The organism is Sphingosinicella microcystinivorans (genome assembly GCF_027941835.1).
Lineage (GTDB): Bacteria > Pseudomonadota > Alphaproteobacteria > Sphingomonadales > Sphingomonadaceae > Sphingosinicella.
Genome location: NZ_CP116005.1, coordinates 1,722,405 through 1,746,988, shown reverse-complemented (window position 1 = coordinate 1,746,988; position 24,584 = coordinate 1,722,405). Strand labels below are relative to the sequence as shown.

19 protein-coding genes and 2 pseudogenes are annotated in these 24,584 nt (G+C 68.4%); 8 read left to right on the top strand and 13 right to left on the bottom strand.

All coding sequences use genetic code 11. The features are described 5' to 3' along the window. Nucleotides 1-5: 5 nt before the first annotated feature. The 3 genes and pseudogenes from PE061_RS08560 (at nucleotide 6) to PE061_RS08550 (ending at nucleotide 3,209) form a co-directional block, all read left to right on the top strand. A complete protein-coding gene (locus PE061_RS08560) occupies nucleotides 6-686 on the top strand; it encodes an ABC transporter ATP-binding protein (RefSeq protein ID WP_420794395.1) in 681 nt (226 codons plus the stop codon). After that, nucleotides 622-1,893 (top strand): annotated as a pseudogene (locus tag PE061_RS21760) (ABC transporter permease); the annotation flags it as partial. The gene PE061_RS08560 and the pseudogene PE061_RS21760, both read left to right, overlap by 65 nt. A gap of 602 nt (nucleotides 1,894-2,495) precedes the next feature. Then, nucleotides 2,496-3,209, top strand: a complete 714-nt coding sequence (locus PE061_RS08550) for an ABC transporter permease (RefSeq protein WP_420794383.1) — start codon at nucleotides 2,496-2,498, stop codon at nucleotides 3,207-3,209. A gap of 4 nt (nucleotides 3,210-3,213) precedes the next feature. Here PE061_RS08550 and PE061_RS08545 read toward each other — a convergent pair. The 10 genes and pseudogenes from PE061_RS08545 to PE061_RS08500 all read right to left on the bottom strand — a co-directional run bounded on the left by PE061_RS08545 (nucleotide 3,214) and on the right by PE061_RS08500 (nucleotide 13,859). Then, nucleotides 3,214-4,883 (bottom strand): annotated as a pseudogene (locus PE061_RS08545) (AMP-binding protein). After that, complete coding sequence (locus tag PE061_RS08540; protein ID WP_271258667.1) at nucleotides 4,856-6,457, bottom strand: AMP-binding protein; 1,602 nt, start codon at nucleotides 6,455-6,457, stop codon at nucleotides 4,856-4,858. The pseudogene PE061_RS08545 and the gene PE061_RS08540 overlap by 28 nt, the downstream one beginning before the upstream one ends. Further along, complete coding sequence (locus tag PE061_RS08535) at nucleotides 6,454-7,857, bottom strand: aldehyde dehydrogenase family protein (RefSeq protein WP_271258666.1); 1,404 nt, start codon at nucleotides 7,855-7,857, stop codon at nucleotides 6,454-6,456. The genes PE061_RS08540 and PE061_RS08535 overlap by 4 nt, the downstream gene beginning before the upstream one ends. Before the next feature lie 30 nt (nucleotides 7,858-7,887). Further along, a complete protein-coding gene (locus PE061_RS08530) occupies nucleotides 7,888-10,077 on the bottom strand; it encodes a TonB-dependent receptor (protein WP_271259159.1) in 2,190 nt (729 codons plus the stop codon). A 38-nt stretch (nucleotides 10,078-10,115) separates the two neighbouring features. Continuing rightward, nucleotides 10,116-10,583 (bottom strand): cytochrome C, encoded by a 468-nt coding sequence (locus tag PE061_RS08525; protein WP_271258665.1) that lies wholly within the window; start codon nucleotides 10,581-10,583, stop codon nucleotides 10,116-10,118. Then, nucleotides 10,580-11,029: a c-type cytochrome gene (locus PE061_RS08520; RefSeq protein WP_271258664.1), complete on the bottom strand. Its 450-nt coding sequence runs from the start codon at nucleotides 11,027-11,029 to the stop codon at nucleotides 10,580-10,582. The genes PE061_RS08525 and PE061_RS08520 overlap by 4 nt, the downstream gene beginning before the upstream one ends. After that, nucleotides 11,026-11,583, bottom strand: a complete 558-nt coding sequence (locus tag PE061_RS08515) for a methylamine dehydrogenase light chain (RefSeq protein WP_271258663.1) — start codon at nucleotides 11,581-11,583, stop codon at nucleotides 11,026-11,028. Before PE061_RS08515 ends, PE061_RS08520 begins: the two co-directional genes overlap by 4 nt. A gap of 16 nt (nucleotides 11,584-11,599) precedes the next feature. Beyond that, nucleotides 11,600-12,184 (bottom strand): redoxin family protein, encoded by a 585-nt coding sequence (locus PE061_RS08510; protein WP_271258662.1) that lies wholly within the window; start codon nucleotides 12,182-12,184, stop codon nucleotides 11,600-11,602. After that, nucleotides 12,181-12,681: a MauE/DoxX family redox-associated membrane protein gene (locus PE061_RS08505; RefSeq protein ID WP_271258661.1), complete on the bottom strand. Its 501-nt coding sequence runs from the start codon at nucleotides 12,679-12,681 to the stop codon at nucleotides 12,181-12,183. The genes PE061_RS08510 and PE061_RS08505 overlap by 4 nt, the downstream gene beginning before the upstream one ends. Further along, nucleotides 12,678-13,859 (bottom strand): amine dehydrogenase large subunit, encoded by a 1,182-nt coding sequence (locus PE061_RS08500; protein WP_271258660.1) that lies wholly within the window; start codon nucleotides 13,857-13,859, stop codon nucleotides 12,678-12,680. The genes PE061_RS08505 and PE061_RS08500 overlap by 4 nt, the downstream gene beginning before the upstream one ends. A 155-nt stretch (nucleotides 13,860-14,014) precedes the next feature. On the opposite strand from PE061_RS08500, the gene PE061_RS08495 reads away from it, so the two are divergent. Continuing rightward, nucleotides 14,015-14,680 (top strand): TetR/AcrR family transcriptional regulator, encoded by a 666-nt coding sequence (locus tag PE061_RS08495; protein ID WP_420794382.1) that lies wholly within the window; start codon nucleotides 14,015-14,017, stop codon nucleotides 14,678-14,680. Nucleotides 14,681-14,719: 39 nt separating this feature from the next. Here the strand turns inward: PE061_RS08495 and PE061_RS08490 are convergent, their stop codons facing one another. Continuing rightward, complete coding sequence (locus PE061_RS08490) at nucleotides 14,720-16,075, bottom strand: cytochrome B6 (protein WP_271258658.1); 1,356 nt, start codon at nucleotides 16,073-16,075, stop codon at nucleotides 14,720-14,722. Nucleotides 16,076-16,315: 240 nt separating this feature from the next. Then, nucleotides 16,316-18,643, bottom strand: coding sequence for a transketolase (locus PE061_RS08485; protein ID WP_271258657.1), 2,328 nt, complete (start codon nucleotides 18,641-18,643; stop codon nucleotides 16,316-16,318). A gap of 130 nt (nucleotides 18,644-18,773) precedes the next feature. On the opposite strand from PE061_RS08485, the gene PE061_RS08480 reads away from it, so the two are divergent. Then, nucleotides 18,774-19,247 carry an Lrp/AsnC family transcriptional regulator gene (locus PE061_RS08480; RefSeq protein WP_271258656.1) on the top strand — a complete coding sequence of 158 codons (474 nt, stop codon included), beginning with the start codon at nucleotides 18,774-18,776 and terminating at the stop codon, nucleotides 19,245-19,247. Here the strand turns inward: PE061_RS08480 and PE061_RS08475 are convergent. Then, nucleotides 19,214-20,149, bottom strand: coding sequence for a LysR family transcriptional regulator (locus PE061_RS08475; RefSeq protein ID WP_271258655.1), 936 nt, complete (start codon nucleotides 20,147-20,149; stop codon nucleotides 19,214-19,216). The two genes, PE061_RS08480 and PE061_RS08475, sit on opposite strands and share 34 nt — an antisense overlap. Before the next feature lie 102 nt (nucleotides 20,150-20,251). On the opposite strand from PE061_RS08475, the gene PE061_RS08470 reads away from it, so the two are divergent. The 3 genes from PE061_RS08470 (at nucleotide 20,252) to PE061_RS08460 (ending at nucleotide 24,516) form a co-directional block, all read left to right on the top strand. Beyond that, nucleotides 20,252-22,351, top strand: a complete 2,100-nt coding sequence (locus tag PE061_RS08470; protein WP_271258654.1) for a malate synthase G — start codon at nucleotides 20,252-20,254, stop codon at nucleotides 22,349-22,351. Between the two features lie 82 nt (nucleotides 22,352-22,433). Further along, nucleotides 22,434-23,081 (top strand): carboxymuconolactone decarboxylase family protein, encoded by a 648-nt coding sequence (locus tag PE061_RS08465; protein ID WP_271258653.1) that lies wholly within the window; start codon nucleotides 22,434-22,436, stop codon nucleotides 23,079-23,081. 142 nt (nucleotides 23,082-23,223) lie between these two features. Beyond that, nucleotides 23,224-24,516: a putative porin gene (locus tag PE061_RS08460; RefSeq protein WP_271258652.1), complete on the top strand. Its 1,293-nt coding sequence runs from the start codon at nucleotides 23,224-23,226 to the stop codon at nucleotides 24,514-24,516. Nucleotides 24,517-24,584 lie beyond the last annotated feature (68 nt).

Below are 24,584 nucleotides of genomic sequence, written 5' to 3'. Positions count from 1 at the left end.
AGCCGATGCTCAGCCTGAAAGGCCTCAGCCGCGTCTACCGCACCGACATGGTGGAGACGACGGCGCTCGATCTGGTCGATCTCGACATCTTCGAAGGCGAGTTCGTCGCGATCATGGGGCCGTCGGGCTGCGGCAAGTCCACGCTGCTCAACGTCATCGGGATGCTCGACAGCCCGACGAGCGGGTCGTACCGCTTCGGCGACATCGAGGTGGCGGGCCTTTCCGAGGCGAAGCTCGCGGACGTCCGCAAGGCGAACCTCGGCTTCATCTTCCAGAGCTTCAACCTCATCGACGAGCTTTCGGTCGAGGAGAACATCGAGCTTGCGCTCCTCTACCATGACATTCCCGCGTCCGTGCGCCGCGCCAGGGTCGCGGCGGTGATGGACAAGGTCGGCATCGCGCACCGTGCGAAGCACCGGCCGAGCCAGCTTTCGGGCGGCCAGCAGCAGCGCGTCGCCGTCGCGCGCGCGCTCGTCGCCGAGCCGCGCCTGATCCTTGCCGACGAGCCCACCGGCAACCTCGACACCAGCCACGGCGAGGAGGTGATGCGGATGCTGCAGGCGCTGAACGCGGACGGCGCGACCATCGTGATGGTCACGCATTCCCCCGCGCACGCCGATTATGCGGGCCGCGTCGTCAATATGCTCGACGGCCGCGTGCTGGTCGAGCGCCGCCGCGCCGCCTGAGGAGGAACCGACGATGTGGAAGAACTACCTGACGGTCGGTGTCCGCGCGCTGCTGGCGAACCGGGTCTACGCGTTCATCAACATCCTCGGCCTCGCCATCGGCATGGCGGCGTGCCTCGTCATCCTGCTCTTCGTCCGCAACGAGCTGACCTACGACGAATGGCTGCCGGAAGCGGAGCGCACGTACCAGTTCCAGCTCTATGTCAAGGACCCCCAGACGGGTGAGCCCTACGACCTGCAAATGGGTCCCTATGTCGCGCAGGAGCCCCTGCGGAAAGACTTCCCGCAGATCGAGGCGAGCGTGCACCTGCTGTCGACCCGTCCGGTCGCGCTGAAGGACGGGGTCGCAACCGACGTCCCGGATTTCAAGTTCGCGGACGGCCCCGTCTTCGACACGCTCGATCTTCCGCTGCTTCGCGGCGACCCGAAGACCGCGCTGGCGAAGCCCGGTGATCTCGTCATCACCGAAAGCGAGGCCGTGCGGCGCTTCGGGACCGACAATCCCGTGGGCGAGGTGCTGACCATCGTCACGCGCGGCATTTCCGCCGATTATCGCGTCACGGGCGTGCTCAGGGACCTGCCGAGGAATTCGCATCTCAAGATTTCGATGATCGGCCGCTACGACATCCAGAGATACTGGGCCGAGCAGCCGCAGTTCCTGAAGGAATACGGCTGGCAATCGGGCTGGATCTACGTGCGCCTGCGCCCCGGCGCCGACGTCGACGCGATCAACGCGCAGTTTCCCGCGTGGGAGAAGCGCAACATCCCGGACCAGATCATCAACGGCCGCCGTTCCAACGCCGGGGATTCGATAGATTTCGCGCTCGTGAACGTCCGCGACGTGCACCTCGGCCGCGCGCAAGTGGGCGCGATGACGCCGGGCAACGACTACCGGTCGATCACCACGTTCGCGGTGGTCGCGCTGCTGATCCTCGGCATGGCCTGCGTGAACTTCGTCAACCTCGCGACGGCGCGGGCGAGCCAGCGGGCGCGCGAGGTGGCGCTGCGCAAGGTGCTCGGGGCGAACCGCCGCCAGCTCGTGGTGCAGTTCGTCGGGGAATCGATCCTCATCGCCGCCGTCGCCATGCTGCTCGCGCTCGCCTTCGTGGAGCTCCTGCTCCCGGCCGTCAGCGCCTTCCTCAAGGCCGATCTCACGCTCCGCTATTTCGGCGACGGAGGCCTGCTGCTCCCGGTCCTCGGCCTCGTTCTGGCGGTCGGCGTCGCGGGCGGTCTCTACCCGGCTTTCTACCTGTCGCGCTTCCAGCCGGCGCGGGTGCTGAAGGCGAACAAGTCCTCGGCCGACGCGGAAGGCTCGGGGCGGCTGCGCTCGGCGCTCGTCGTCGTGCAGTTCGCCGTCTCGATCGGCCTCATCATCTGCACGGCGGTCGTCTACACGCAGACGCTCTACGCGCGGAATTCCGATCCGGGATACCGGCGCGACGGGCTCATCCAGATCGACGGGCTCAGCCGCCGGCAGCTCGGCGGCGTGCGCGACACGCTGGTGCGCGAGATCGAACAGATCCTGGACGTCGCCGCCGTGGGGCGCACGCAGATCGGCATCAACACGACCAACAACCGGTCGACCGGCGTGTATCTGCCCGGCCAGGACGAACCGGTGACGAGCGACGTCTATTCGGTCGACACCACCTTCTTCGACACGATGGGCATCAGGCTGCTCGCCGGCCGCCTGTTCGACATCAGCCGCCCGCTCGACGATTCGTCGCGCCCTTCCCTGAAGACCCGGCCGCGGAGCGCGCCTTCGTCGCGCGCGGCGCCAATGTCGTCGTCAATCAGCTCGCCGCGGAGCGCATGGGCTTCCGCACGCCGGCCGAGGCGATCGGCAAGCAGGTCCGCGTCTCCATCGTCAATCCCGAATACGGCGGTGTCGTGCCCGCGACGATCATCGGCGTCGTGGAGAGCTCGCGCTTCCGCTCGATCCGCGACCCGCTCGAGCCGATCACCTTCTTCTACGAACGCGACAGCCACGAGGTGATGGTCGTCCGCTACAAGACGGGCGCCGACCCCGCGGCGGTGATGCGGAGCATCGAGGGTGTGTGGACGCGCCTTGCGCCCGACGTTCCCTTCAACGGACAATATGCCGACGACATCGTCCGCGATCTCTATCAGGCGGAAGCCGCCCGCGCGACGACCTTCGCCGCCTTCGCGCTGCTCGCCGTCGTCGTCGGCTGTCTCGGCCTGTTCGGCCTCGCCGCCTTCACCGCCGAGCGCCGCACCAAGGAGATCGGCATCCGCAAAGTGCTCGGCGCCAGCACGGGGCGCATCGTGCAGCTCCTCGTCTGGCAGTTCAGCCGCCCGGTGCTGATCGCCAATCTGATCGCGTGGCCGGTCGCGTGGTGGGTGATGCGCGACTGGCTGAACGGCTTCGACGCGCGCATCGCGCTGGGACCGGCGCCGTTCATCGGCGCGGGCGCGCTCGCGATGGTCATCGCCGTCGGCACGATCGCGGCGCACAGCTACCGCGTGGCGCGCACCAATCCCATCCACGCGCTCCGCTACGAGTGAGGGATCAGCCCTCGAGTTCAGCGATCATTGTCTTGCGCATGACGAATTTCTGGACCTTGCCCGTGACGGTCATTGGGAAGGTTTCGACGACGCGGACGTAGCGCGGGACCTTGTAGTGGGCGATGCGTCCGCGGCAGTGGTCGCGCACGTCCTCCTCGCTGAGCGCCGCGCCGCCGCGCGTCATGATCCACGCGCACAGCTCCTCGCCGTAGCGGTCGTCGGGAACCCCGATCACCTGCGCGTCGGCGATCAGCGGATGGGTGAGCAGGAACTCCTCGATCTCGCGCGGGTAGATGTTCTCGCCGCCGCGGATCACCATGTCCTTGATCCGGCCCGTGATCCGGCAATAGCCGTTCGCGTCGATCGTCGCGACGTCGCCGGTGTGCATCCAGCCGTCTTCGTCGATGGCTTCGGCCGTGCGCTCCGCGTCGTCCCAGTAGCCCTGCATCACCGAGTAGCCGCGCGTGCACAGCTCGCCCGCCTCGCCCCGCGGCAGCGTCTCCCCGTCCGGCCCGACGATCTTCACCTCGAGGTGCGGCTGCACGCGGCCCACCGTCGAGACCCGCTCCTCGATGGGGTCGTCCATCGCGCTCTGGAAGCTCACCGGGCTCGTCTCGGTCATGCCGTAGGCGATCGTCACCTGGCTCATCCCGAGCCGCGCGATCACCTCGCGCATCGTCGCGATCGGGCACGGCGAGCCCGCCATGATGCCGGTCCGCAAGGACGACACGTCGAAGCTCTCGAACTCCGGCCGCCCGAGCACGGCGATGAACATGGTGGGCACGCCGTAGAGCGCCGTGCAGCGCTCCGCCGCCACCGTCTCCAGCACCGCCATCGGGTCGAAGCTCTCGGCCGGGTAGACCATCGTCGCGCCGTGCGCGAGGCAGGCGAGGTTGCCCATCACCATGCCGAAGCAGTGGTAGAGCGGCACCGGGATGCACACGCGGTCGGCCTTCGTGAGCCCGATGCCCGCGCCGACGAAGTAGCCGTTGTTGAGGATGTTCCGGTGGGTGAGCGTCGCCCCTTGGGGAAGCCCGTGGTGCCGCTGGTGAACTGGATGTTGACGGCGTCGTTCGCGTCGATGGGGATCGCATCCAGTGCCGCGGCATCAACCTCGGCTTCAAGCGCGCCGAAGCGCAGGCAGCCCGCGTGCGTCTCCTCGCCGATGGTAGCGACGAGCCTGAGGTCGGGCAGCGCCCGCGCCCGGAGCGTGCCGGGCGTGGCCTCCGCAAGCTCCGGCATCAGTTCGCGCAGCATGGCGACATAGTCGCTCGTCTTGTGGCGCACCGCCGTCACCAGCGCGCGGCAGCCGACCTTCCTCAGCGCGTACTCGACCTCTCTGGTGCGGTAGGCCGGGTTGATCGTCACGAGGATCATGCCCGCGGTCGCGGTGGCGAACTGGAGGATCGTCCACTCGGCGCAGTTGGGCGCCCAGATGCCGACCCGGTCGCCGGGCCGCACGCCCGCCGCCAGCAGCCCGCACGCCACCGCGTCCGCGCGCCGCTTCAGCTCCGCCCACGTCAGCCGCACGCCCTGGTGCCGCACCACCAGCGCCTCGCCGTCCGGATCGCGCGCCGCAGCCTCCGCCAAAAGCACACCGATCGGACGCTCGATCAACGACGGCTCAACAGCACCGACAACATGGCTCAAGCCTTGCGATTCTCCCCGGACCATTCCTGCTCCCTCAATTCCTTGCGACGAATCTTGCCACTCACCGTCTTCGGCAGCGATGCGACAAATTCGATCTTGCGCGGATACTTATAGGGTGCCGTCGTGGATTTCACATGGGTTTGCAAGGCCTCGACGAGCGCATCCGAAGGCGCGTGCCCGGCGGCGAGCACCACGAACGCCTTCACAACCTCGCCGCGCGTCGGGTCGGGGCTCGCCACGACGGCGCTCTCGGCGACCGCCGGATGCTCGAACAGCGCGCTTTCCACCTCGAACGGACCGATGCGGTATCCCGCCGACAGGATCACGTCGTCGGCGCGCCCGACGAACCAGAAGAACCCGTCCACGTCCACGTAGGCGCGGTCGCCGGTCAGATACCAGCCGCCCCTGAACACGCTCGCCGTGCGCTCGTCGTCGTCGCGGTAGCCGAGGAACAGGCCCGGCGGGCGCCCCTCCGCGACGCGCAGCGCGACGTCGCCTTCCTCGCCCGGCGGCAGGCGTTCGCCGTCCTCGCCGATCACGGCAAGGTCGATGCCGGGTGCGGGCTTCCCCATCGCCCCCTGCCGCTCCGCGCCCTCGCGATTGCAGCACAGCATCACCGTCTCGGTCTGGCCGTAGCCGTCGTGGATCGAAAGCCCGGTCGCCGCGCGCCACAGGTCGATCACCTCGGGGTTGAGCGGCTCGCCCGCGCTGACGCAGCGCCTCAACGTCCCGAAGCGGCGCGTGCCGAGGTCGGAGCGCACGAACATGCGGTAGGCGGTCGGCGGCGCGCAGAGCGTCGTCACCGGATATTTGCCGAGCAGGCCGAGCACGGCCTCCGCGTCGAAGCCCGGCGCGTGATAGGCGAAGATGCCCGCCCCCATCATCCACGGCGCGAACAGGCTGGACCACGCCGCCTTCGCCCAGCCGGTGTCCGACACGTTCCACATCAGGTCGCCGGGGCCGAGGTCCAGCCACGTGCGCCCGGTGATCGCGTGCGCCAGCGGATAGCCCGCGCCGTGGATCGTCATCTTGGGATTGCCGGTGGTGCCGCTGGTGAAATAGCAGAGCGCCGGATCGTCGAACGCCGTGTCGGCGATCTCCTCCAGCGGCGCGGCCGCCGCGGCGAGCGCCGAATAGTCGCCCCAGCCCGCGCGCGGGCCGCCGATGTGCAGCTTCGCGATCCCGTCATCGCCGAGCGCCGTGTCCACGCGGTCCGCGACATCCGTCCCCGCGACCACGCACACCGCGTTTGCCGCCGCGCGGCGATAGGCGATGTCCTTCGGCATCAGCTGCACGGTGCCCGGCGAGGCGATGGCGCCGAGCCTCAAACAGCCGAGCATCAGCTCCCACCACTCCAGCTCGCGCGCCAGCAGGATCAGCACGGTATCGCCGCGCTGCACGCCCGCGTCCTTCAGCACGGCCGCCGCGCGCGCCGCGCGCGCATCGAGCGCTGCGAAGCTGATGTCCTCGACGCGGCCGCCCGCATCGACCCACAACAGGGCACGATCGGCCCCGCGTTCGCGGGCAAGCGCCTGCATCCGGTCCCGCGCGAAATTGGTCCGCGCGGGCGGATTCCACTCGAAAGATGCTTCCGTCATCGCGCTTCGTTGATGATCTGCACCTGCGTGAACTCGTGCAGGCCTTCCTCGGCGAACTCGACGCCGATGCCGGACTGCTTGGCGCCGCCGAACGGGATGTTCGGCCCGAAGTCGAGGTGCTTGTTGATCCACACCGTGCCCGAATCCATGCGCGTCGCGATGTCGTAAGCAGTGTCGCGGTCCTTGCCCCACACGGAGCCGCCGAGGCCCCACGGCGAGGCGTTGGCGCGTTCGAGCGCCTCTTCCGCGTCGTCGTAGCGGATCACCGGCAGCACGGGGCCGAACTGCTCCTCGTCGACGATGCGCGTGCCGTCCGTCACGTCGCGCACGATGGTCGGGCGGATGAAGTAGCCCGGCCGGTCCACGGCCTCGCCGCCCGCGATGATGTTGCCGCTGGCGCGCGCGTCGTCGAGGAAGCCCTTCACCTTCTCGTACTGCATCTTGTTTTGCAGCGGCCCGATCTGCGCGCCCTGCGCGAGCCCGTCGTCGACGATGGCGGCATCCGCCAGCTTCGCAAGCTCGGCGCACAGGTCCTCGTAGATCGACGAATGCGCGTAGACCCGCTTCACGGCGAGGCACACCTGCCCGGCGTTCATCATCGCCGCGCCGAAGATGCCGGGCGCGACCGTCTTGGGATCGGCGTCCGGCAGCACGATCGCCGCGTCGTTGCCGCCGAGTTCGAGCGTGATGCGCTTGATGCTGGAGGCCGCGCTCGCCATCACCTTCTTGCCGGTCTCCGTGGAGCCGGTGAACGAGATCTTGGCGATGTCGGGGTGCGTCGTCAGCTTGCCGCCGAGGTCGTTCTGGTCGGCGACGATGTTGATGACGCCCGCCGGGAAGATCTCCGCGCAAAGCTCGCCGAGCCTCAAGGTGGTGAGCGGCGTCGTCGGCGCGGGCTTGATGACGATGGTGTTCCCCGCGAGCAGCGCCATCGGCATCTTGAAGGCGACGATCAGCACCGGGAAGTTCCACGGGATGATGGCGCCCACGACGCCGAGCGGCTTCCGCCGCATCTCGACGCGGCGGGTGTCGTTGTCCTCGATCAGCCGGCCTTCAAGCTCCAGCGACGCGAGGTAGCGCATGAACGCCGCCGTGTAGGCGATCTCCGCCGTCGATTCGCTGAGCGGCTTGCCCTGCTCCTGCGTCAGCAGCCGGGCGAAGGCGTCGGTCTTCGCCTCGATCGCGTCGGCGAGCTTCAGGAGCAGATCGCGGCGTTCCTGCATGGAACGCCGCGACCATGCGGGGAAGGCAGCCTTCGCCGCCGCGACGGCGGCGTCGAGCTGGGCTTCCGACCCGCGCGGACAAACGGCGAGCACCTCTTCCGTCGCCGGGTTGACGACATCCATCGTCATGTCCCCGGGCACCAGCTCGCCGCCGATCAGCAGCCGATAGTCGTCCATAACCGATCCTTCCCCGTAACTCGTCTTGCTTCAGAACTTGTAGCCCACCGTTACACCATAAGTCCGCGGCGCGCCGATGTGATTATAATCGAAACCGAAGCCTTCGAGCAGGTCCACGCGCGAGCTGAAGTAGAACTCGTTGCCGAGGTTCTTGCCCCACAGCGATGCGTTCCAGCGTCCGTCGGCGCTTTCGAAGTCGATATGGGCGCTGAGCAGCGCATAGGCGCCCTGCTGCAGGCGCGGCACGTTCACCACCTCGAAGTACTGGCTCGAGGAATAGCTGACGTCGCCGTGCAGGCTGAGCCTGCCCGCGTCCGAGTCCATCACGGTGAGGTCGACGCCGCCGTTCAGCGTCATCGACGGCGCGTTCGACAGCTCGTTGCCCGAAACGTCGACGCCGCTCACCGTGCCGCGCTTGATCTTCGAATCGAGGAGGCCGAGGCCGGCGCGCAGCCCGAGCATGTCGCTCGCCCGGACATTCAGCTCGGCCTCGCCGCCCATGATCCGCGACTTCGGGATGTTGAGTAGCGTCTGCGCCGCCGTCACCGGATCGACGTTGATGAACTGCTGGTTGCGGTAGTCGTAGTAGAACGCCGCGACGTTCAGCGTCACCGTGCGGCCCGCGAACTGCGTCTTGGCGCCGATCTCGTAGGCGTTCACCTTCTCGGGCTTCGCGATGGAAAGCTCGGACGGATCGAAGAACGCCTGCGCGTTGAAGCTGCTCGCCCGGTAGCCCCGGCTGAAGTGCGCGTAGATGAGGTCGCCGTCCGCCAGCTTGAAATCGACGCCGATCTTCCCCGAGATGTTGTCGGTGCTGTATTTGAGGTTCGAAGGCGGAATGAGGTTCGCGACGAGAACCTCGTTCGGACCCAGCGCGTTCGATTCGAAATCGGTCTGCCGCCCGGTATCGTGCGTGTAGCGCAGGCCGCCGCGCAGCGTCACCGAATCGGTGATGTCGTATTTCAGGTCGGTATAGAGCGCGAGGCTCTTCTTCACCTGGTTGAAGCTGTTGCGGAACAGGCAGGCGAGCGGCAGGCCGATCGCGCAGTCGGCGTCGGTGACGCCCGGCTCCTCGTCGAAATCAATGTCCTTGGCGATCTCGAACGTGGTGCGGTTGAACACCTTCTCCCGGTTGAAATAGGCGCCGAGGATGAAATCGAAGGGTCCGCCCATGTTGCTCGTGAGCCGGAGGTCCTGCGCGAACTGGTTCGCCTTGTCGTAGTAGGGAATCTCCAGCAGCTCGGTCGCCGTGCCGTCCGTGTCCTCGTAGAAGAACAGCGTGCCCTTGTCCCACGAGGTGATGCTGGTGACGGTGAGCGTGTCCGACACGTCGATGTTGCCGGTGAGCGCGAGCGAATAGGTGCGCGCGCGGCGGCGGTCGGTGACGTTCGCCTCGATCTCGCGCTTGCTGAGGCCGGGGCGGTTCACGTCCTCGGGCTGCGCGAAGATGCCGTAGTTGCGGGGGTTCTGCAGGCTCGTCGAGCCGCGCAGCACGAAGCGCACGCCGTCCGACGGCTCCAGCAGCACGGACGCGCGCACCGCGTATTCGCGCACGCTCGCGAGGTCAGGCTCGCCCGGCAGCTGGTTCTTGAACCAGCCGTCCGCGCGCGCGAAGGTGAAGGCGACGCGCGCCGCCGCCTTGTCGCCCATCGGCACGTTGATCGCGCCGCTCGCGTCCATGCGGTTGTAGTTGCCGTAGCCGAGGTTGAGGTAGCCGTTCGTCTCGCCCAGTTCCGGCGCGCGGCTGATCAGGTTCACCGCGCCGCCCGTGGTGTTCTTGCCGTAGAGCGTGCCCTGCGGCCCGCGCAGCACCTCGACGCGCTCGAGGTCGTACATGGCGACGCCGAGGAACGCGAAATTGCCCTTGTAGACCTCGTCGTAATAGGTCGCGACTGGTTGAGGCTGTAGTCCGACATCGAAACGCCGCGCAGCGCGAAGATCGGCGTGTTGTCGCCGACAATGCTGGTGAGCTGCAGGTTCGCCACCTTGGTGACGAGATCGTCGGCGTTCGTGACGCGCGACTTCGAAAGCTGGTCGCCGCCGATCGCGGAGACCGAGATCGGCACGTCCTGGAGCCGCTCGGCGCGCTTCGTCGCGGTGATGACGATTTCCGTGTCCACCGGCGGCGCCTCGGCCGCTTCCTGCGCGTGTGCGACGCCGGCGGTCCCCGCCAGCAGAAGCGGCATGATGGCAGCGAACGCGGCCGTCCTTCCTGAAGATTTCGTGTTCATGACTTCCCCTTTTATTTTCCCACAGGTCTAAAGGTCGCTCTCTGCAAGAGCGTTGATCCTGGCGGCGAGCGCCGCGCGGACGGCAGGCGCCTCGGTGCGGAGCGGCGCCTTGCGCAGCCGCCCGATTTCCTCGGCCGAATAGGGCCTGAAATCCGCGGGCACGTGCGCGCCGTCGAAGCGGTACAATGTCCAGTTCAGGAGATCGGCGAGCTGCGTGTCGTCCAGCGGCGCGGTCGCCACGCCCGGCACGCGCGCCAGGTACTCGCGCCCGCCCGACACGTGCAGGAACTTCGCGACGATCCCCGCCATCGCGGGCGTCGTCTCCGGCGTGCCGGTCGCGTCCGGCCGGTGGCAGCCCTGGCATTTCAGGATCCAGTTCTGCCGCGCCAGCGCCGGGTCGGAAACGCCGGTGTCGGGCGAAACGCCCTGCGCCGCGAAGGTGGCGCCCGCGAGCCCCGCGAGGGCGGCAATCGCAAGAGCGCCGCGCAGGATCACTTGATCGCGGCCTTGAGTTCGGCGACGTGCCGCGACGTCAGCGTCGCGCCGCCCTTGCGGATGCCCGCCACTTCATCGGCATCGAAGCGCCGTACCGCCTTGTCGGCCACCGCGATCGCGTCCAGCACGTGGTTCAGCACGGCGGCGACCTCGTCGTCCTTCATGGTGGCCTGCGCGGGCATCACGCCGCGATAGGTCTTGCCGTCCGCCACCAGCGGCCCCGAAAGCCCGCGCGTCACGGAGAGGACGAGAAAGCGCCGCCCGTCCGGCTTCGCGGCCAGCGCCGCCGGCTCGATCTTCAGCGACGGGAACGCCCCCGGCACGCCCGCGCCGGTCGCGAGGTGGCACGCCGCGCAGCGCTTGTAGAGCGTCGGGCCGTCCGCAGCCTGTGCGGCGGCGGGCAGCGCCAGCAGCAGCATCGCGACGCCCGCGCGCAGCATCGTCATTTGTCCAGCGCCACGCCGAGGATGACGGCGGTCGAGCAGTTGTAGATCGCGCTCGACGTGCCGAGGCACCAGTTGATGTCGTTGTTCTCCTGCGGCCGCACCATCGGCCGGTCGCCCTCGTTGCGGTTGCACAGGCACCGCCCGCACGAGGATTTCCCGCAGCAGTCGTTGTAGCTGATGATGTAGGAGCGGTTGTCCGCCGGGTTGAGGCAGGTGCCGATCCACGTGATCGGCGACATCTCCGTGCCGGGCGGGCAGGTGCTCGCCGTGCCGCCGCAGCACGAGCAGAGATAGCCGTCGATCGCGCAGTAGCGCCAGTAGTCGCAGCTCGCCTGATCGCCGGGATCCTGCGGGTTGCCGGTCGGCTGCGGGGCGACCCCGCCGCTCGCGCCGCCGTGCACCGGGTTCGCCGACGCATAGGCGCGCGAGACCGGCAGCACGGGGAACGCCGCCGCGCCAGTGATCGCGCCGCCGATCAGCGTCAGCAGGCTGCGGCGCGAGGTCGTTTTCGCCACCCGCCGGGTGAGCGCTTCGGTGATCTTGTCGATGGCCATGACCGCTTCCCCTCTTTTACCGCTTCGCCAGGAAGTCCTGGAGCGAGGCGACGCCGCGCTCCTTGGCTTCGAACAGGCTTTCGAGATGTTCACGCGTGTTGACGAGGCCGAGCGACGCGATGCGTCCGTCCTCGCCGATCAGCACGGCATAGGGCAGCTTCGAGACGCCGAAGCGGCGGCCGAGGTCCTCGGAGAGGACATAGGGGAAACCCGCAAGACCTTCGGCCATCATCAGGCGCCGGTGCGCGGCCTCGTCTCCATCGCTCGCGAGGATCGCGTCGAGCCAGCCGCGCTCGGCGGCGGCGGCCGACTTGAACACCGGCAACAGCGTCTTGCAGACCGGGCAATCGGGCGACAGGAAGAGGATCAGCTGGCTGCGGCCCCGCGCGCCGCCGATCACGACGGCATTGCCGTCCAGCGACTTCACGTGCATTTCCGGCGCGACGTCGCCCGCCTTCACGCCCTGGTGCAGCGTCAGCGCGCCCGCCGGGGCGATGCGCTCGTGGAGCACGCCGACCTGCCGCGCGAGCGCCGCGACGAGCACGCCGAGCACGGCGACGGTGATCCAGAGCAGCACCTGCGAGACGACGATCATGCTCATGCGTGCCTCCAATGGGGGTCGGGGATGGCCGCCAGCTCACCGGCGGCGGACTGCAGGCTGAAGAGGGCGAGCGCCGCGAACAGCGGCTCGGGCGAACCCGCGCCCGCCGGCAGCAGCGCCGCCGCGACCGCAAGGCCCGCGAAGAGGATGGCGCGCGCCGGAGCGAAGACCCGGGGAGCTGCGGCGTGCGCGCCGAAGGTGCAGCCGCAATCGAACGCCTCGCCGCGCCGCCGCACCAGCAGCACGGCATAGACGAGCCAGAGACCTGCGGCGATGGCCGCGCCTGCCGGCCGCGTCGCGGCGAACAGCAGCGCGATCGCCGCGAGGAACTCCGTCGCGCCGGCGGTCGCCGCAAGGGCCTTGCCGAAGCCCGTGCCGGTGCCGGCGAGCCGTGCCGCCGCCCCCGCCATGCGCTCCGGCTGGAATGCCTTGTGGGCGGCCGCCGAGAGCAGGACGAGCGCGAGGAACAGCGCGATGCTGTCACCCGCGAAGCTCATTTGCCCGCTGCCGTCATGGTCATCGGGTCGTTCACGACCTCTGCGACCGTGTGGAGGAAATCGCCGCTGTTCGCGTCGTATACGTCGAGGTTGCCGTCGGGCCGCGCCGCGACGAGCCAGGGCTTCGCGCCCGCCGTCACCTCGATCGACAGCGTGTGGTTCTTCATGGCGATCTTGCGCGCCACGGCCTTCTTCGCCGTGTCCGCGACCCAGACCTCGGTGCCGCCGTTCTTGTGGCTGCCCGGCTCGCCGTTCGGGTCCATCAGCACGTAGACGCGCCCCGCCGCATCGGCGGAGGCCACCTGCCAGCCGCCGGGACGATAGCCCTTCGCGGCGTCCCCCGGCACCATCGCGAAACCGCCGAGGTCGCGCGGCTTGTCGCCGGAGAGGTCGAACCCGCGCAGCCTGCCCTTGAAGCTGACGAACCACGCCGTGCGGCCCGCCATCGCGGGCGTCATGAACCACGGATCGTTGTCGATGTCGTTGACCGCCTTGCTCGACGTCGTCGACCGCGCGGCGCCGGCCGCGTCGAGCAGCACCGTCATCAGCGTGCCGTCGGCGCAGAGCGAGGTGAAACCGCGCAGGCCAGTGGGGTAGACGAGCGAGCAGCCCGGCAGGTCGATGTCGCCGAGGACCTTGCGCCCTTCGAGGTCGACCACCGTCACCGAGGCGCCCGGCGTGAAGTTGAACACCAGCATCCACTTCTCGCCGTTCGTGAACTGCATGGCGTTCTTCAGCGTCACGAACATGCCGCGCTTGCCGCCCGGCAGCACGATCTCGCCCTTGGGCGCAAGCGTCGCCTTGTCCCAGATGGAGATGACGTCCGTGCGCTCGCCGCGCGTCAGGCGCGAGAGGAAGGTCTCGCCGGTGTAGATTTCGCTGCCCGAAACCGAGGGCAGCAGCGTGCCGAACTGCGCGACCGGCACCTGCCCCTTCACCGCGAAGGCGGGCGAGGAGACGTCCACGATGGCCGCGCGCCCGTCGAGGATGCTCTTGAAGTGCAGGTCGTGCACGAAGACGTAGCTGTCGGGATAGCGCTCCGGCAGCGTCGCCACCGCCGGAATCGGCTCTTCGGGGAGCGGCTGCGGAAAGGCCTGCTGTGCATTGGCGCCGTTCGTTGCGGCGCTGGCCGCGGCAAACAACAGCGTGGCAGCCAGAATCCCGGCGCGTCGTGACATGATTCCTCTCCCTCCGCCTCGTCCTTCGACGAGTCGCACTTCCCACAAGCGTGAAAATGATTTAGGTCTTGTGTCCAATTTTTGTCAAGCGTACTAATTTGTCGGTTCAGAATCAGCGCGCTAGACGCTCCGGCGAGAGTCGAAGGAGTCCCGTGTTGCCTGAGTTCATCGTTCCGGATCTGAAGGTGGTGCCGCGCGAGGGCGGCTATGCGCGTGGGCAGGACGGCGTGGAGCAGATCCTGCGCGCGGCGCTCACCATCCTCGTCGAGCACGGCTACCGCGCCGTGACGATGCGGGCGATCGCCAAGGCCTGCGGCATGAAGCTCGGCAACATCACATATTATTTCCCCACGCGCGACGAACTCGTCCGCGCGCTCTTCGATGCCGTGATCAGCAGCTACGAGGAATCGTTCGACGCGATCAGCCACGACGAAGGCACCAGCGTCGAGGAGCGCTTCGAAAGCATCGTCCGGCTGATCCTGGAGGACATCACCACCAAGAAGACGACGCGCTTCTTCCCGGAAATCTGGGCGCTCGCCAATCACGACCCGTTCGTCTCCGAGCGGGTCGACGAGGTCTACCGCCGCGCGCGCGCCGTCCTCAACGAGCTGATCGCGGAACTCAATCCGGCGCTGCCCGAGGACGAGCGCGAAACCGTCGCCCTGTTCATTTCCGCCTCGCTCGAGGGCACCACGATCTTCGCGGGCCACGAGAAGCCGTGGCGGCACCGCATGGGCTGGCTGGAAACCATCGCCTGCCGCGCCTACCTGCCGCTCGTCAAATCGCTGAAACCGGGCGACATCCGGAAATCCGCCTTCTGAGAGCGGGGCGTCCCGGCCCTGCGCCGGGACGCCCGCGCCTCACAGCGTGTAGAGGAACGCGACGAGGTCCTTCTTCTCGTCCGCCGTCAGCTTCGTCTGGAGCACGATGTTGAAGAACTCGACCGCGTCGTCGAGCGTCATCAGCCGGTTGTCGTGCAGATAGGGCGGCGAGTCCTTGATGCCGCGCAGCGGGAAGGTCTTGATCGGCCCGTCCATCACGGCATAGCGGCCGTTGATCATCTTCGGCTTGAAGAAGCGCTCGGTCTTCAGGTTGTGCATCAGGTTGTCCGTGAAATACGGTCCCGAGTGGCACACCGAGCATTGCCCCTTGCCGTTGAACAGCGCCTCGCCACGAAGCTCGGCCGCCGTCGCCTTCGCCGGATCGAGCTTGCCGAGCACATTGAGCTTGGGCGCCGGCGGGAAGTCCAGAAGCTCCTGGAACTCCGCCATCGCGTGCACCTGGTCGGCGCGGTTAAGCGTGTTGACGCCCTTCTTCGCGGCGGTCGTCGGGTCGCCGTCGAAATAGGCCGCGCGCTGCTCGAACTCGGTGAAGTCCTCCACCGTCTTCAGCGCCCGCTGCGACCCGAACAGGCGCTGGACGTTCACGCCGCGCAGCGTCGGCGTGTCGATGCGGTGGCGGAACTCGTTGGGCCGGATGTCGCCCACGGTATGCGTCGCGTTGTTGGTGTGTCCGTTCGCATGGCAGTCGAAGCAGGACACGCCGAGGCTCGGCTCGAGGCTCCGGCGGTCGTCGGTGTTGTTGAACTGCTGCTGCGGGAACGGCGTCACCAGGAGGCGCAGCCCGTCGAGCTGCTTCGGATTGAGCGCGTCCTTGAACAGGTCGTAGTAGTTCTGCGTCGTCACCAGCTGCCCGCGCGACACGTCGCCGAGATCGGGCCGCGTCGTCAGGTAGATCGGCGCCGGGAATTCCGCGAGCATGTGCTCGGGCAGGTCGAAATCGAGATCGAAGCGCGAGATGTCGCGCCCGGCGTCCTTCTTCGTCCGCTCGATCACGTGCTTCGGGAAGATCATGCCGCCCGCCTCGTGGTGCGGGTGCGGTAGCGGATAGAAGCCCGCGGGCCAGAGGCCCTTCTCGCGGATATCGTCCGGGGACATCTCCGCGAGCTGCTCCCACGTCGTGCCGGCCGGCAGCTTCACGCGCACGCCCGCCTGCACGGCCTTGCCGCCGGACATGGTGACGCCGGCCGCGGGCCGGTTGGCGAGGTCGTAGCGCGCGGCGAGCATGTCCTGCTGCCGCTTGGCGAACTTCGGCTTTTCGGCCTGTAGTTGCTTTACGAGATCGGCGAATGTCGCGGGATTGGCGGCAAATGTCGCGGCGCCGCAGAACAATACCGTCGAACTAATGATAATGCCTGTCAATAACTTCTTCTTCATGAAACCCTCCCCATTGGTGAAGAAGCGGAAATCGACGCGACAAACGAGATGACGGGATCATAGAACGATTCGCCTGTTTTCTTGGCGTTCATAATTTCAATCAGTCAGATCGAATTTGTCGATGACGTGCTCACAGGCGCGTGTGCCCCAAAAATCGGGACTTTCTGACATCCGGGCATGAGCCGGGAAACGGCGAAAAACCGCCGGTCGCAGACCGTCAGGGCTGAACGGCGATCGGCCCTAGAGAAACAGCTCCGCCGCCGCCTCCACGATCGCGTCCGCGTCGAGGCGATAGGCGCGGTAGAGATCGGGAAGGTTGCCGGTCTGCCCGAAGCGGTCGGTGCCGAGCGGGCTGACGCGGTGGCCGAGGACGCCGCCGAGCCACGACAGCGCCGCCGGGGAGCCGTCGAGCACGGTGACGAGCCCGGCGTTCGGCGCGAGCGTGCCGAGCAGCGTCTCGATGTGCGACGTCTCCCGCGCCCGGCCCTGCCAGCGCGCGGCGCGCGCGGCGCTCCAGTCGCGATGGAGCAGCGTCGGCGAGGTGACGGCGAGCAGGCCGAGGCCGGGAAGGTCGGCCTCCAGCAGCTCCCACGCCGCGATGGCTTCGGGCATCACCGCGCCCATCGCGACCACCGCCGCCTCGCTGCCCTCCGCGGGGCGCCGCAGCCAATAGGCGCCTTTCAGGGCATCCGCCTGCCACGTGTCGTCCTCGCGCCGTGCCTGCAAGATGCTGCGCGTGGTGAGGCGGAGATAGATCGAGCCGCCGTCCGCCGCCTGCATGTGGCGGAAGCCGTGCTCCATCATCAGCGCCAGCTCGTCCGCGAAGGCGGGTTCGTAGTGCGTCAGGCCCGGCTGGCCCATCGCGATCAGCGGCGGGTTGATCGACTGGTGCGCGCCGCCTTCCGGCCCGAGCGTGACGCCCGAGGGCGTCGCCACCAGCATGAAGCGCGCGTCCTGATAGCAGGCGTAGTTGAGCGCATCGAGGCCGCGCGCGATGAACGGATCGTAGACGGTGCCGACCGGCATCAATTGCTCGCCGAAGAGGTCGCCCGCGAGGCCCAGCGCGGCGAGCATCACGAACAGGTTGTTCTCCGCGATGCCGAGCTCGATGTGCTGCCCGGCGGGCGCACCCGACCATTTCTGCGCGGACGGAATCTTCGCCTTCTGGAACACGTCGGCGAGGTCCTGGCGGCGGAACAGCCCGCGCAGGTTCACCCAGCCGCCGAGGTTCGTGGAGACGGTCACGTCCGGCGAGGTGGTGACGATGCGCGCGGCGAGCGGATGCCCGGACTTCACCAGCTCGAACAATATCTTGCCAAACGCCGCCTGCGTCGATTGCTCGGCATCGCGCGGCGCCTCCAGCGTCGGCACCGGGATCGAATCGACGGGCCGCGCGTCCTTGCTGCGCCGGATCGGCGCCGCCTCGGCCATCGCCTTCGCGGCCGCGGCGGCATTGCCGCCGAGCCCCGCCCACGGCGCCCACTCCTCGCCTTCCGCGATGCCGAGGCGGCTGCGCAGCTCGGCGATCTGATTGGGCGTCATCAGCCCGGCGTGATTGTCCTTGTGCCCGGCGAGCGGCAGGCCGAAGCCCTTGATCGTGTAGGCGATGAACAGCGTCGGGCGGTCGTCGTCGGCGCCGCCGAACGCCTCCGTCAGCGTTTCGAGGCAGTGGCCGCCGAGGTTGGTCATCAGCTCGGCGAGCGCCGCATCGTCGCGCTTCGCAAGCAGCGCCTTCACGCCGCGCACGCTGCCGATGTCCGCGGTCAGCCGCTGCCGCCACGCCGCGCCGCCCTGATAGGTGAGCGCCGCGTAATCGGCGTTCGGGCAGTTGTCGATCCAGTCGGCGAGCGCCTGCCCGCCCGGCTCCCTGAACGCCGCGCGCTGGTGCCTCCCGTGCTTCAGCGTCACCACCCGCCAGCCGCAGGTCTCGAAGATGTCGTCGAAGCGGCGGAACATGCGGTCGGCGGTGGTCGCGTCGAGCGACTGGCGGTTGTAGTCGACGATCCACCAGCAGTTGCGGATGTCGTGCTTGTAGGCCTCGATCAGGCACTCGTAGATGTTGCCCTCGTCGAGCTCGGCGTCGCCCATCAGCGCGATCATGCGGCCCGCGTCCGCCTCCGCCATTAGGCCGTGCGCGATCATGTAGTCCTGCACGAGGCTGGCGAAGGCCGTGACCGCGACGCCGAGGCCCACGGAGCCCGTGGAGAAATCGACCGGGATCACGTCCTTGGTGCGCGAGGGGTAGGATTGCACGCCCCCGAGGCCGCGGAACGCCTTCAACTTGTCCAGCCCCTCGTTGCCGAGCAGGTAGTGGATCGCGTGCAGCAGCGGGCCCGCATGGGGCTTCACCGCCACGCGGTCGTTCGGCCCCAGCGCATGGAAATAGAGCGCCGCCATGATCGCGCTCATCGAAGCGCAGCTCGCCTGATGGCCGCCCACCTTGATGCCGTCGACGTTCTCGCGGACGTGGTTGGCGTTGTGGATCGTCCACGATGCAAGCCAGCGCAGCCGCGCCTCGAGGTCCTCGAGCGTGCTCACCGTATCGGGACTGGAAACCGTCACTGCCATCTGTCTGCTCCGCACTGGATGCCAGCCGTCCGTATATTACGCCCGGGCGCGCGCGGTCCTTGCGAAATGGGGTCGACAGACCCGTGATTTTAGCAGAAACGATTAGATGAGACCTTTGGAAAGCAATTTTGTGCCAACACAGCCGCTCGATACGCTCGATGTCAAAATCCTGGAGTGCCTGCAGGAGGACGGCCGCATCACCAATCAGGAGCTTTCCGAGAAGGTCGGCCTGTCGCCGAGCCCGTGCCTGCGCCGCGTCCGCCAGCTCGAGGCGGACGGCATCATCACCGGCTATGTCGCGCTGGTGAGCCCCACCCGTGTCGGCCTCACCATCAGCGCCTTCGTGCGTGTGCGCCTGAACCAGCAGGACGAAAAGCACCTCGACATCTTCGAAACTGCCGTCGCCGATTTCCCCGAGGTGATGGAATGCTACCTGATGACCGGCGAGGCCGACTACCAGCTCCGCGTCCTCGTCCCCTCCCTCTCCGACTTCGAGGACGTGCTGCGACGCCTCACCCGCATCGAGGGCGTCGCGCAGGTGACGACGAGCTTCGCGCTGCGGCCGATCGTTTACAAGACGGCAGTGCCGGTGAGCGGCGGCTGACGCTCCCACAGCGGCACAGGCCTGTAGAGGCTTTCGAGGAAATCCGTGAACGCGCGCACGGCGGGGGCGATTTCGGTGCGGCGGGGGGAGACGGCGTAGATGCCGACGTCCGCCGATCCCTCGCAGTCCGACAGGATGCGGACGAGCCGCCCGGCGGCAAGGTCAGCGCTCACGTCCCATAGCGAGCGGAGCGCGATGCCGACCCCGGCGATGCAAAGCTCGCGGACGACCTCGCTCGAATTGGTGCGCACGCGGCTGGTGCCGTCGATGGCGACCGTGCGCGCGCCTGAGTTCTCGTCCGCGCCGGATAGCCGCCACGGGAACTGACCGGTCGCGGCGAGCAGCCGGTGCCGGGCGAGCGCCGCCGTGTCCTCCGGCGCGCCGTGCTCCGCGATATAGGCTGGCGCCGCGCAGAGGATGCGGCGGTTGGTGGCCAGCCGCCGCGCCGTCACGCCGCCGCCGACCGCGGGCGTGATGCGCACCGCCACGTCGATGCGCTCAGCCATCAGGTCGACGAACCCGTCGGAAAGGTCGAGGTCCAGTTCGACGCGCGGATAGTCGTCCAGAAAGCGCTTGAGGTGCGGCGCGATGTGGAGCCTTCCGAACGAGGTCGGCGCCGACACGCGCAGCAGGCCCGATGGACCCGCGCTCTGGCCCGCGACCCGCGCCTCCGCCTCCTCGACCGCCTTCAGGATCGCCAGCACGTCGCGGTGGAAGCGTTCGCCCGTCTCGGTGAGCGCGAGGCGCCGCGTGGTGCGGTTGACGAGCGCCGCGCCGAGCCGCGCTTCAAGCCGCGCCAGCCGCTTCGAGACCATCGCGGGTGAAAGTCCCACCGCGCGGCCCGCCGCCGAGAGGCTGCCGCTTTCGACGATCCTTGCGAACAGTGCGTAATCCGCATCCATCCGATTTGTTCCTTTAAGGAAAAGCTGCTTTAATTTTCGTTCATCTACCGCACGAGTTCCCGCTCGTCTATGAAGCCGCGAACACAGCATCGGGACCAAGCCATGACGACAATCGACAAGAACGGCCTCCGGATCGCGGACGACCTCGTCCGCTTCATCGAGGACAAGGCGCTGCCCGGCACGGGCGTGGACGGGGACGCCTTCTGGGCGGGCGTCGCCGACATCTATGCCCGCTTCGCGCCGGAGAACGCCGCGCTTCTCGGGACACGCAACGACCTTCAGGCGCGCATCGACGCATGGCACGAAGCGCGCGCCGGAAAGCCGGTCGACGACGCCGAATATCAGGCGTTCCTGCGCGAGATCGGCTACCTCGTGCCCGAGCCTGCGCCGTTCACGATCACCACCGAAAACGTCGACGCCGAGCTTGCGACGCTCGCCGGGCCGCAGCTCGTCGTGCCGGTGCTGAACGCGCGTTTCGTGCTCAACGCCGCCAACGCCCGCTGGGGCAGCCTCTACGACGCGCTCTACGGTACGGACGCGATCCCCGGCGCGCCCGCCGGTAAGGGCTACGACCCCGCGCGCGGCGCCGAGGTCATCGCGTGGGCGAAGGCGTTCCTCGACCGCGCGGTGCCGCTCGCCAGCGGCTCGTGGGCGGACTGGACGGGAGGCATGCCCGCGCTCGCCGACCCGGCGCAACTCGTCGGCCGCGCGGGCGAGAATCTGCTACTGCGCCACAACGGCCTCCACATCGAACTCGTCATCGACCGCGCGCACCCGATCGGCAAGGACGATCCGGCGGGCCTCGCCGACGTGATCCTCGAATCGGCACTGTCGACGATCGTCGACCTCGAGGACTCGGTCGCCGCCGTCGATGCCGAGGACAAGGTCGCCGCTTACGCGAACTGGCTCGGCCTGATGAAGGGCGACCTCGAGGACACGTTCGAGAAGGGCGGGCGCATGATGACCCGCCGCCTGAACGCCGACCGCGAATACGCCGCGCCGGACGGCACGGCGTTCACCCTGCCCGGCCGCAGCCTGCTCTTCGTGCGCAACGTCGGCCACCTGATGACGACGCCCGCCGTGCGTCTGCCGGACGGATCGGAAGCGCCCGAAGGCATTCTCGACGGCATCGTCACCAGCCTCATCGCCGTCCACGACCTGAGGCGCCGGGGCCGCTTCGTGAACAGCCGCGCGGGCTCGATCTACATCGTGAAGCCGAAGATGCACGGCCCCGAGGAGGCCGGTTTCACGAACCGCCTGTTCGACGCGATCGAGGACCTGCTCGGCCTTCCGCGCCACACGATCAAGGTCGGCGTGATGGACGAGGAGCGGCGCACCTCCGCGAACCTCGCCGCCTGCATCGAAGCGGTGAAGAACCGCATCGTGTTCATCAACACCGGCTTCCTCGACCGCACCGGCGACGAGATCCACACCTCGATGCGCGCGGGCGCGATGATCCGCAAGGGCGACATGAAGACGAGCGCGTGGATCGCCGCCTACGAGAACCGCAACGTGCAGATCGGCCTCGCCTGCGGGCTTTCCGGCAAGGCGCAGATCGGCAAGGGCATGTGGGCGGCGCCCGACCGCATGGCGGACATGCTGGAGCAGAAGATCGGCCATCCCCGCACGGGTGCCAACACCGCGTGGGTGCCCTCGCCCACGGCCGCCACGCTGCACGCCACGCACTACCACGCCGTCGACGTCTTCGCGCGCCAGCAGGAGCGCAAGGCGGAGGGCATCGACAGCCTGGGCGCGCTGCTCACCGTCCCGCTCGCCGCCGGGCGCAACTGGTCTCCTGAGGAAATCCGCGAGGAGCTCGACAACAACGCGCAGGGCATCCTCGGCTATGTCGTGCGCTGGGTGGATCAGGGCGTTGGCTGCTCGAAGGTGCCCGACATCCACGACATCGGCCTGATGGAGGACCGCGCCACGCTGCGCATCTCCTCGCAGCACATGGCGAACTGGCTGCTGCACGGCGTCTGCACGGCGGCGGACGTCGACGCCGCCTTCGCGCGCATGGCCGCGAAGGTCGACGCACAGAACGCCGGGGACCCGCTCTACCGGCCGATGTCGGGGCACGAAGACACGAGCCTCGCCTATCAGGCGGCGCGGGCGCTGGTGTTCGAAGGCGTGGCCCAACCGAGCGGCTACACCGAGCCGCTGCTGCACGCCTTCCGCGCCAAGGTGAAGGCCGCGAAATAGTTAGGGTTCTACATATCCGGTTGACACCGGCGAGGGCGGTTCGCACGGTCGGCCCGTGAACAACGCCGACAGGAACCCGCCCATGCCCGTGCTTCGCCAGGTGCCCCGCTCCGAGGTCAGGGACGAGGTCGTCGAGCGCTACTACACGCGGCTGTTCGGCGCGCGCTGCCCGGTCGCCGAGCCGGGCACCGCGACCGGCACGCCCGGCGACTGGTGGACCGTCTACGCGCTCTCGCCGGACATCTTCCGGCACGCCGTCGACGGCTTCGCGCTCTACCGGAACCCGGCGCGGCGCATCGACCCCGTGCTGCGCGAGCTCGGGCAGACGCGCGCCGGGTGGGTGAAGCAGAGCCAGTTCGTCTTCTCGCAGCACTGCAAGTCGCTGCGCGGCCTCGGCGTCAGCGACGAGAAGATCGCCGCCATCCCGCACTGGACGGTCTCCGACCTGTTCAGCGACGAGGAGCGCGCCGTGCTCGCCTATGCGGACTGCCTGTCCGGCGCGGGCGGGCGCGTCCCCGACGCCGTGTTCCAAAAGCTGAAGACCTTCTGGGACGACGAGCAGATCTTCGAGTTCACCTACATCACCTGCCTCTACGACATGCACGCCGTCATCACGCGCGCGCTCCGCATGGAATACGACAACCGCCCCGAGCCGATCGTCGAGGTCGAAGCGCCCGAAGGCTTCAGCGCCGCCGATTTCCTCGGCGGGCCGCCGCCCGCATCGCGCTGACGCCGCACCGAGGCCGACCCTCCCGCGGCCAATCTGACAGTTCGCTGACGGCCCGTGTCAGCGACATGCCAGCGAAATGCTGCTATCGGCGGCGTGCGGTGCCGGCCCCGGCGCTTCCTTTGCTTGCCCAAAAGGGGAATTTATGACGTATACGTTCCGTTTTCTGCGCGGATGGCGCCTGCCCGTCTGCGCGTCGTTGCTGCTGGGAAGCGCGCTGGCGCCGGTGTCGGCACAGGCGGCCCCCGCGGACGACATCGCCGAGTTGAAGGCTGCGGTCGAGGCGCTGCGCGCCGAGCAGACGCGCGCGCAGGCGCGCATCGCCGAGCTGGAAGGCGCGCTCGCGAAGCAGCGCGAAACGCCGGTCGCCGTGGCGGCTGCGCCGCCCCCCGCGCCGAACGCCATCGTCACGACCGCCGCCCCCGCCGACAGCGGGCCTTCGCGCCTCAGCCTCTCGGGCGACGTGCGCGTGCGCTACGAGTCCAACTTCGGCATCGCCGGCGCGCGCGACCGCGACCGCGGCGTGCTGCGCGCCCGCCTGCGCGCCGCCTATGCGGTGAACGACTGGCTGACCGTCGGCGGCCAGCTCGCCACGGGCGACCCCGACGATCCCAACTCCACCGACATGACGCTGTCGAACTTCGACGACGACCTCCAGGTCAGCCTCGATCAGGCCTATATCCGCCTTACCCCCGGCGACCTTCAGGTCCACCTCGGCAAGATCCCGCAGCCGTTTGTCCGCACCGAGCTGGTCTGGGACGGCGACGTCTCCCCGCAGGGCGCGTCGGCCGCGTACACCGCCGATCTCGGCGGCGTGAAGGTGAAGGCGAGCGGCCTCTACTTCCTCGTCGACGAATCGGTCGCCGGGCCGGACAGCCGCATGATCGGCGGCCAGCTCTCGGTGCAGACGCCCCCGGCGCCCGTTCAGGCCGAGCTCGCGGTCGGCTACTACGACTATTCCCTCCGCAGCCTCGCGGGCGCCGATGCGGGCGACTTCCGCTCCAACCTGTTCGCGGGCGGCCGCTACCTCTCCGACTTCAACCTGCTCGACGTGATCGCCGCGCTCACGTGGAACGGTCTCGGCGAGAAATGGCCGGTGCGCCTCGTCGGCGACTACGTGCACAACTACGGCGCGGCGACCGACGCCGACACCGGCTTCGGCGTCGACCTCCTCGTCGGCCGCGCCAGCAAGCCCGGCGACTGGCGCTTCACCTACGGCTACGCCGAGGCGGAGACGGACGCGGTGCTGGCGGCGTTCAGCCACGACAACACCAACATCGCGACGAACTACATGCAGCACACGCTCGCCGTCGACTTCGTGCCCAAGCACAACCTCGTCCTCAACGCCACCTACTACCGCTACCGGCAGAAGGACGGCGTCGTCGGCCCCATCGACTGGCAGAACCGCCTCAGGCTCAACTTCCTCGTCAACTTCTAGGACGGCCGGGCACCGTCTCCCCCCTCCCCTTCAGGGGAGGGGCCGGGGGCGGGGCGCATCCACAAGCC

Bases quoted from the DNA above. Each gene is read 5' to 3' on its own strand.
- PE061_RS08500 (WP_271258660.1), bottom strand. From the start codon at position 13,859: ATGTCACGACGCGCCGGGATTCTGGCTGCCACGCTGTTGTTTGCCGCG.
- PE061_RS08505 (WP_271258661.1), bottom strand. From the start codon at position 12,681: ATGAGCTTCGCGGGTGACAGCATCGCGCTGTTCCTCGCGCTCGTCCTG.
- PE061_RS08465 (WP_271258653.1), top strand. From the start codon at position 22,434: ATGCCCGTGCTTCGCCAGGTGCCCCGCTCCGAGGTCAGGGACGAGGTC.
- PE061_RS08475 (WP_271258655.1), bottom strand. From the start codon at position 20,149: ATGGATGCGGATTACGCACTGTTCGCAAGGATCGTCGAAAGCGGCAGC.
- PE061_RS08490 (WP_271258658.1), bottom strand. From the start codon at position 16,075: ATGAAGAAGAAGTTATTGACAGGCATTATCATTAGTTCGACGGTATTG.
- PE061_RS08550 (WP_420794383.1), top strand. From the start codon at position 2,496: ATGGGCTTCCGCACGCCGGCCGAGGCGATCGGCAAGCAGGTCCGCGTC.
- PE061_RS08540 (WP_271258667.1), bottom strand. From the start codon at position 6,457: ATGACGGAAGCATCTTTCGAGTGGAATCCGCCCGCGCGGACCAATTTC.
- PE061_RS08510 (WP_271258662.1), bottom strand. From the start codon at position 12,184: ATGAGCATGATCGTCGTCTCGCAGGTGCTGCTCTGGATCACCGTCGCC.
- PE061_RS08470 (WP_271258654.1), top strand. From the start codon at position 20,252: ATGACGACAATCGACAAGAACGGCCTCCGGATCGCGGACGACCTCGTC.
- PE061_RS08535 (WP_271258666.1), bottom strand. From the start codon at position 7,857: ATGGACGACTATCGGCTGCTGATCGGCGGCGAGCTGGTGCCCGGGGAC.
- PE061_RS08515 (WP_271258663.1), bottom strand. From the start codon at position 11,583: ATGGCCATCGACAAGATCACCGAAGCGCTCACCCGGCGGGTGGCGAAA.
- PE061_RS08560 (WP_420794395.1), top strand. From the start codon at position 6: ATGCTCAGCCTGAAAGGCCTCAGCCGCGTCTACCGCACCGACATGGTG.
- PE061_RS08485 (WP_271258657.1), bottom strand. From the start codon at position 18,643: ATGGCAGTGACGGTTTCCAGTCCCGATACGGTGAGCACGCTCGAGGAC.
- PE061_RS08520 (WP_271258664.1), bottom strand. From the start codon at position 11,029: ATGACGATGCTGCGCGCGGGCGTCGCGATGCTGCTGCTGGCGCTGCCC.
- PE061_RS08460 (WP_271258652.1), top strand. From the start codon at position 23,224: ATGACGTATACGTTCCGTTTTCTGCGCGGATGGCGCCTGCCCGTCTGC.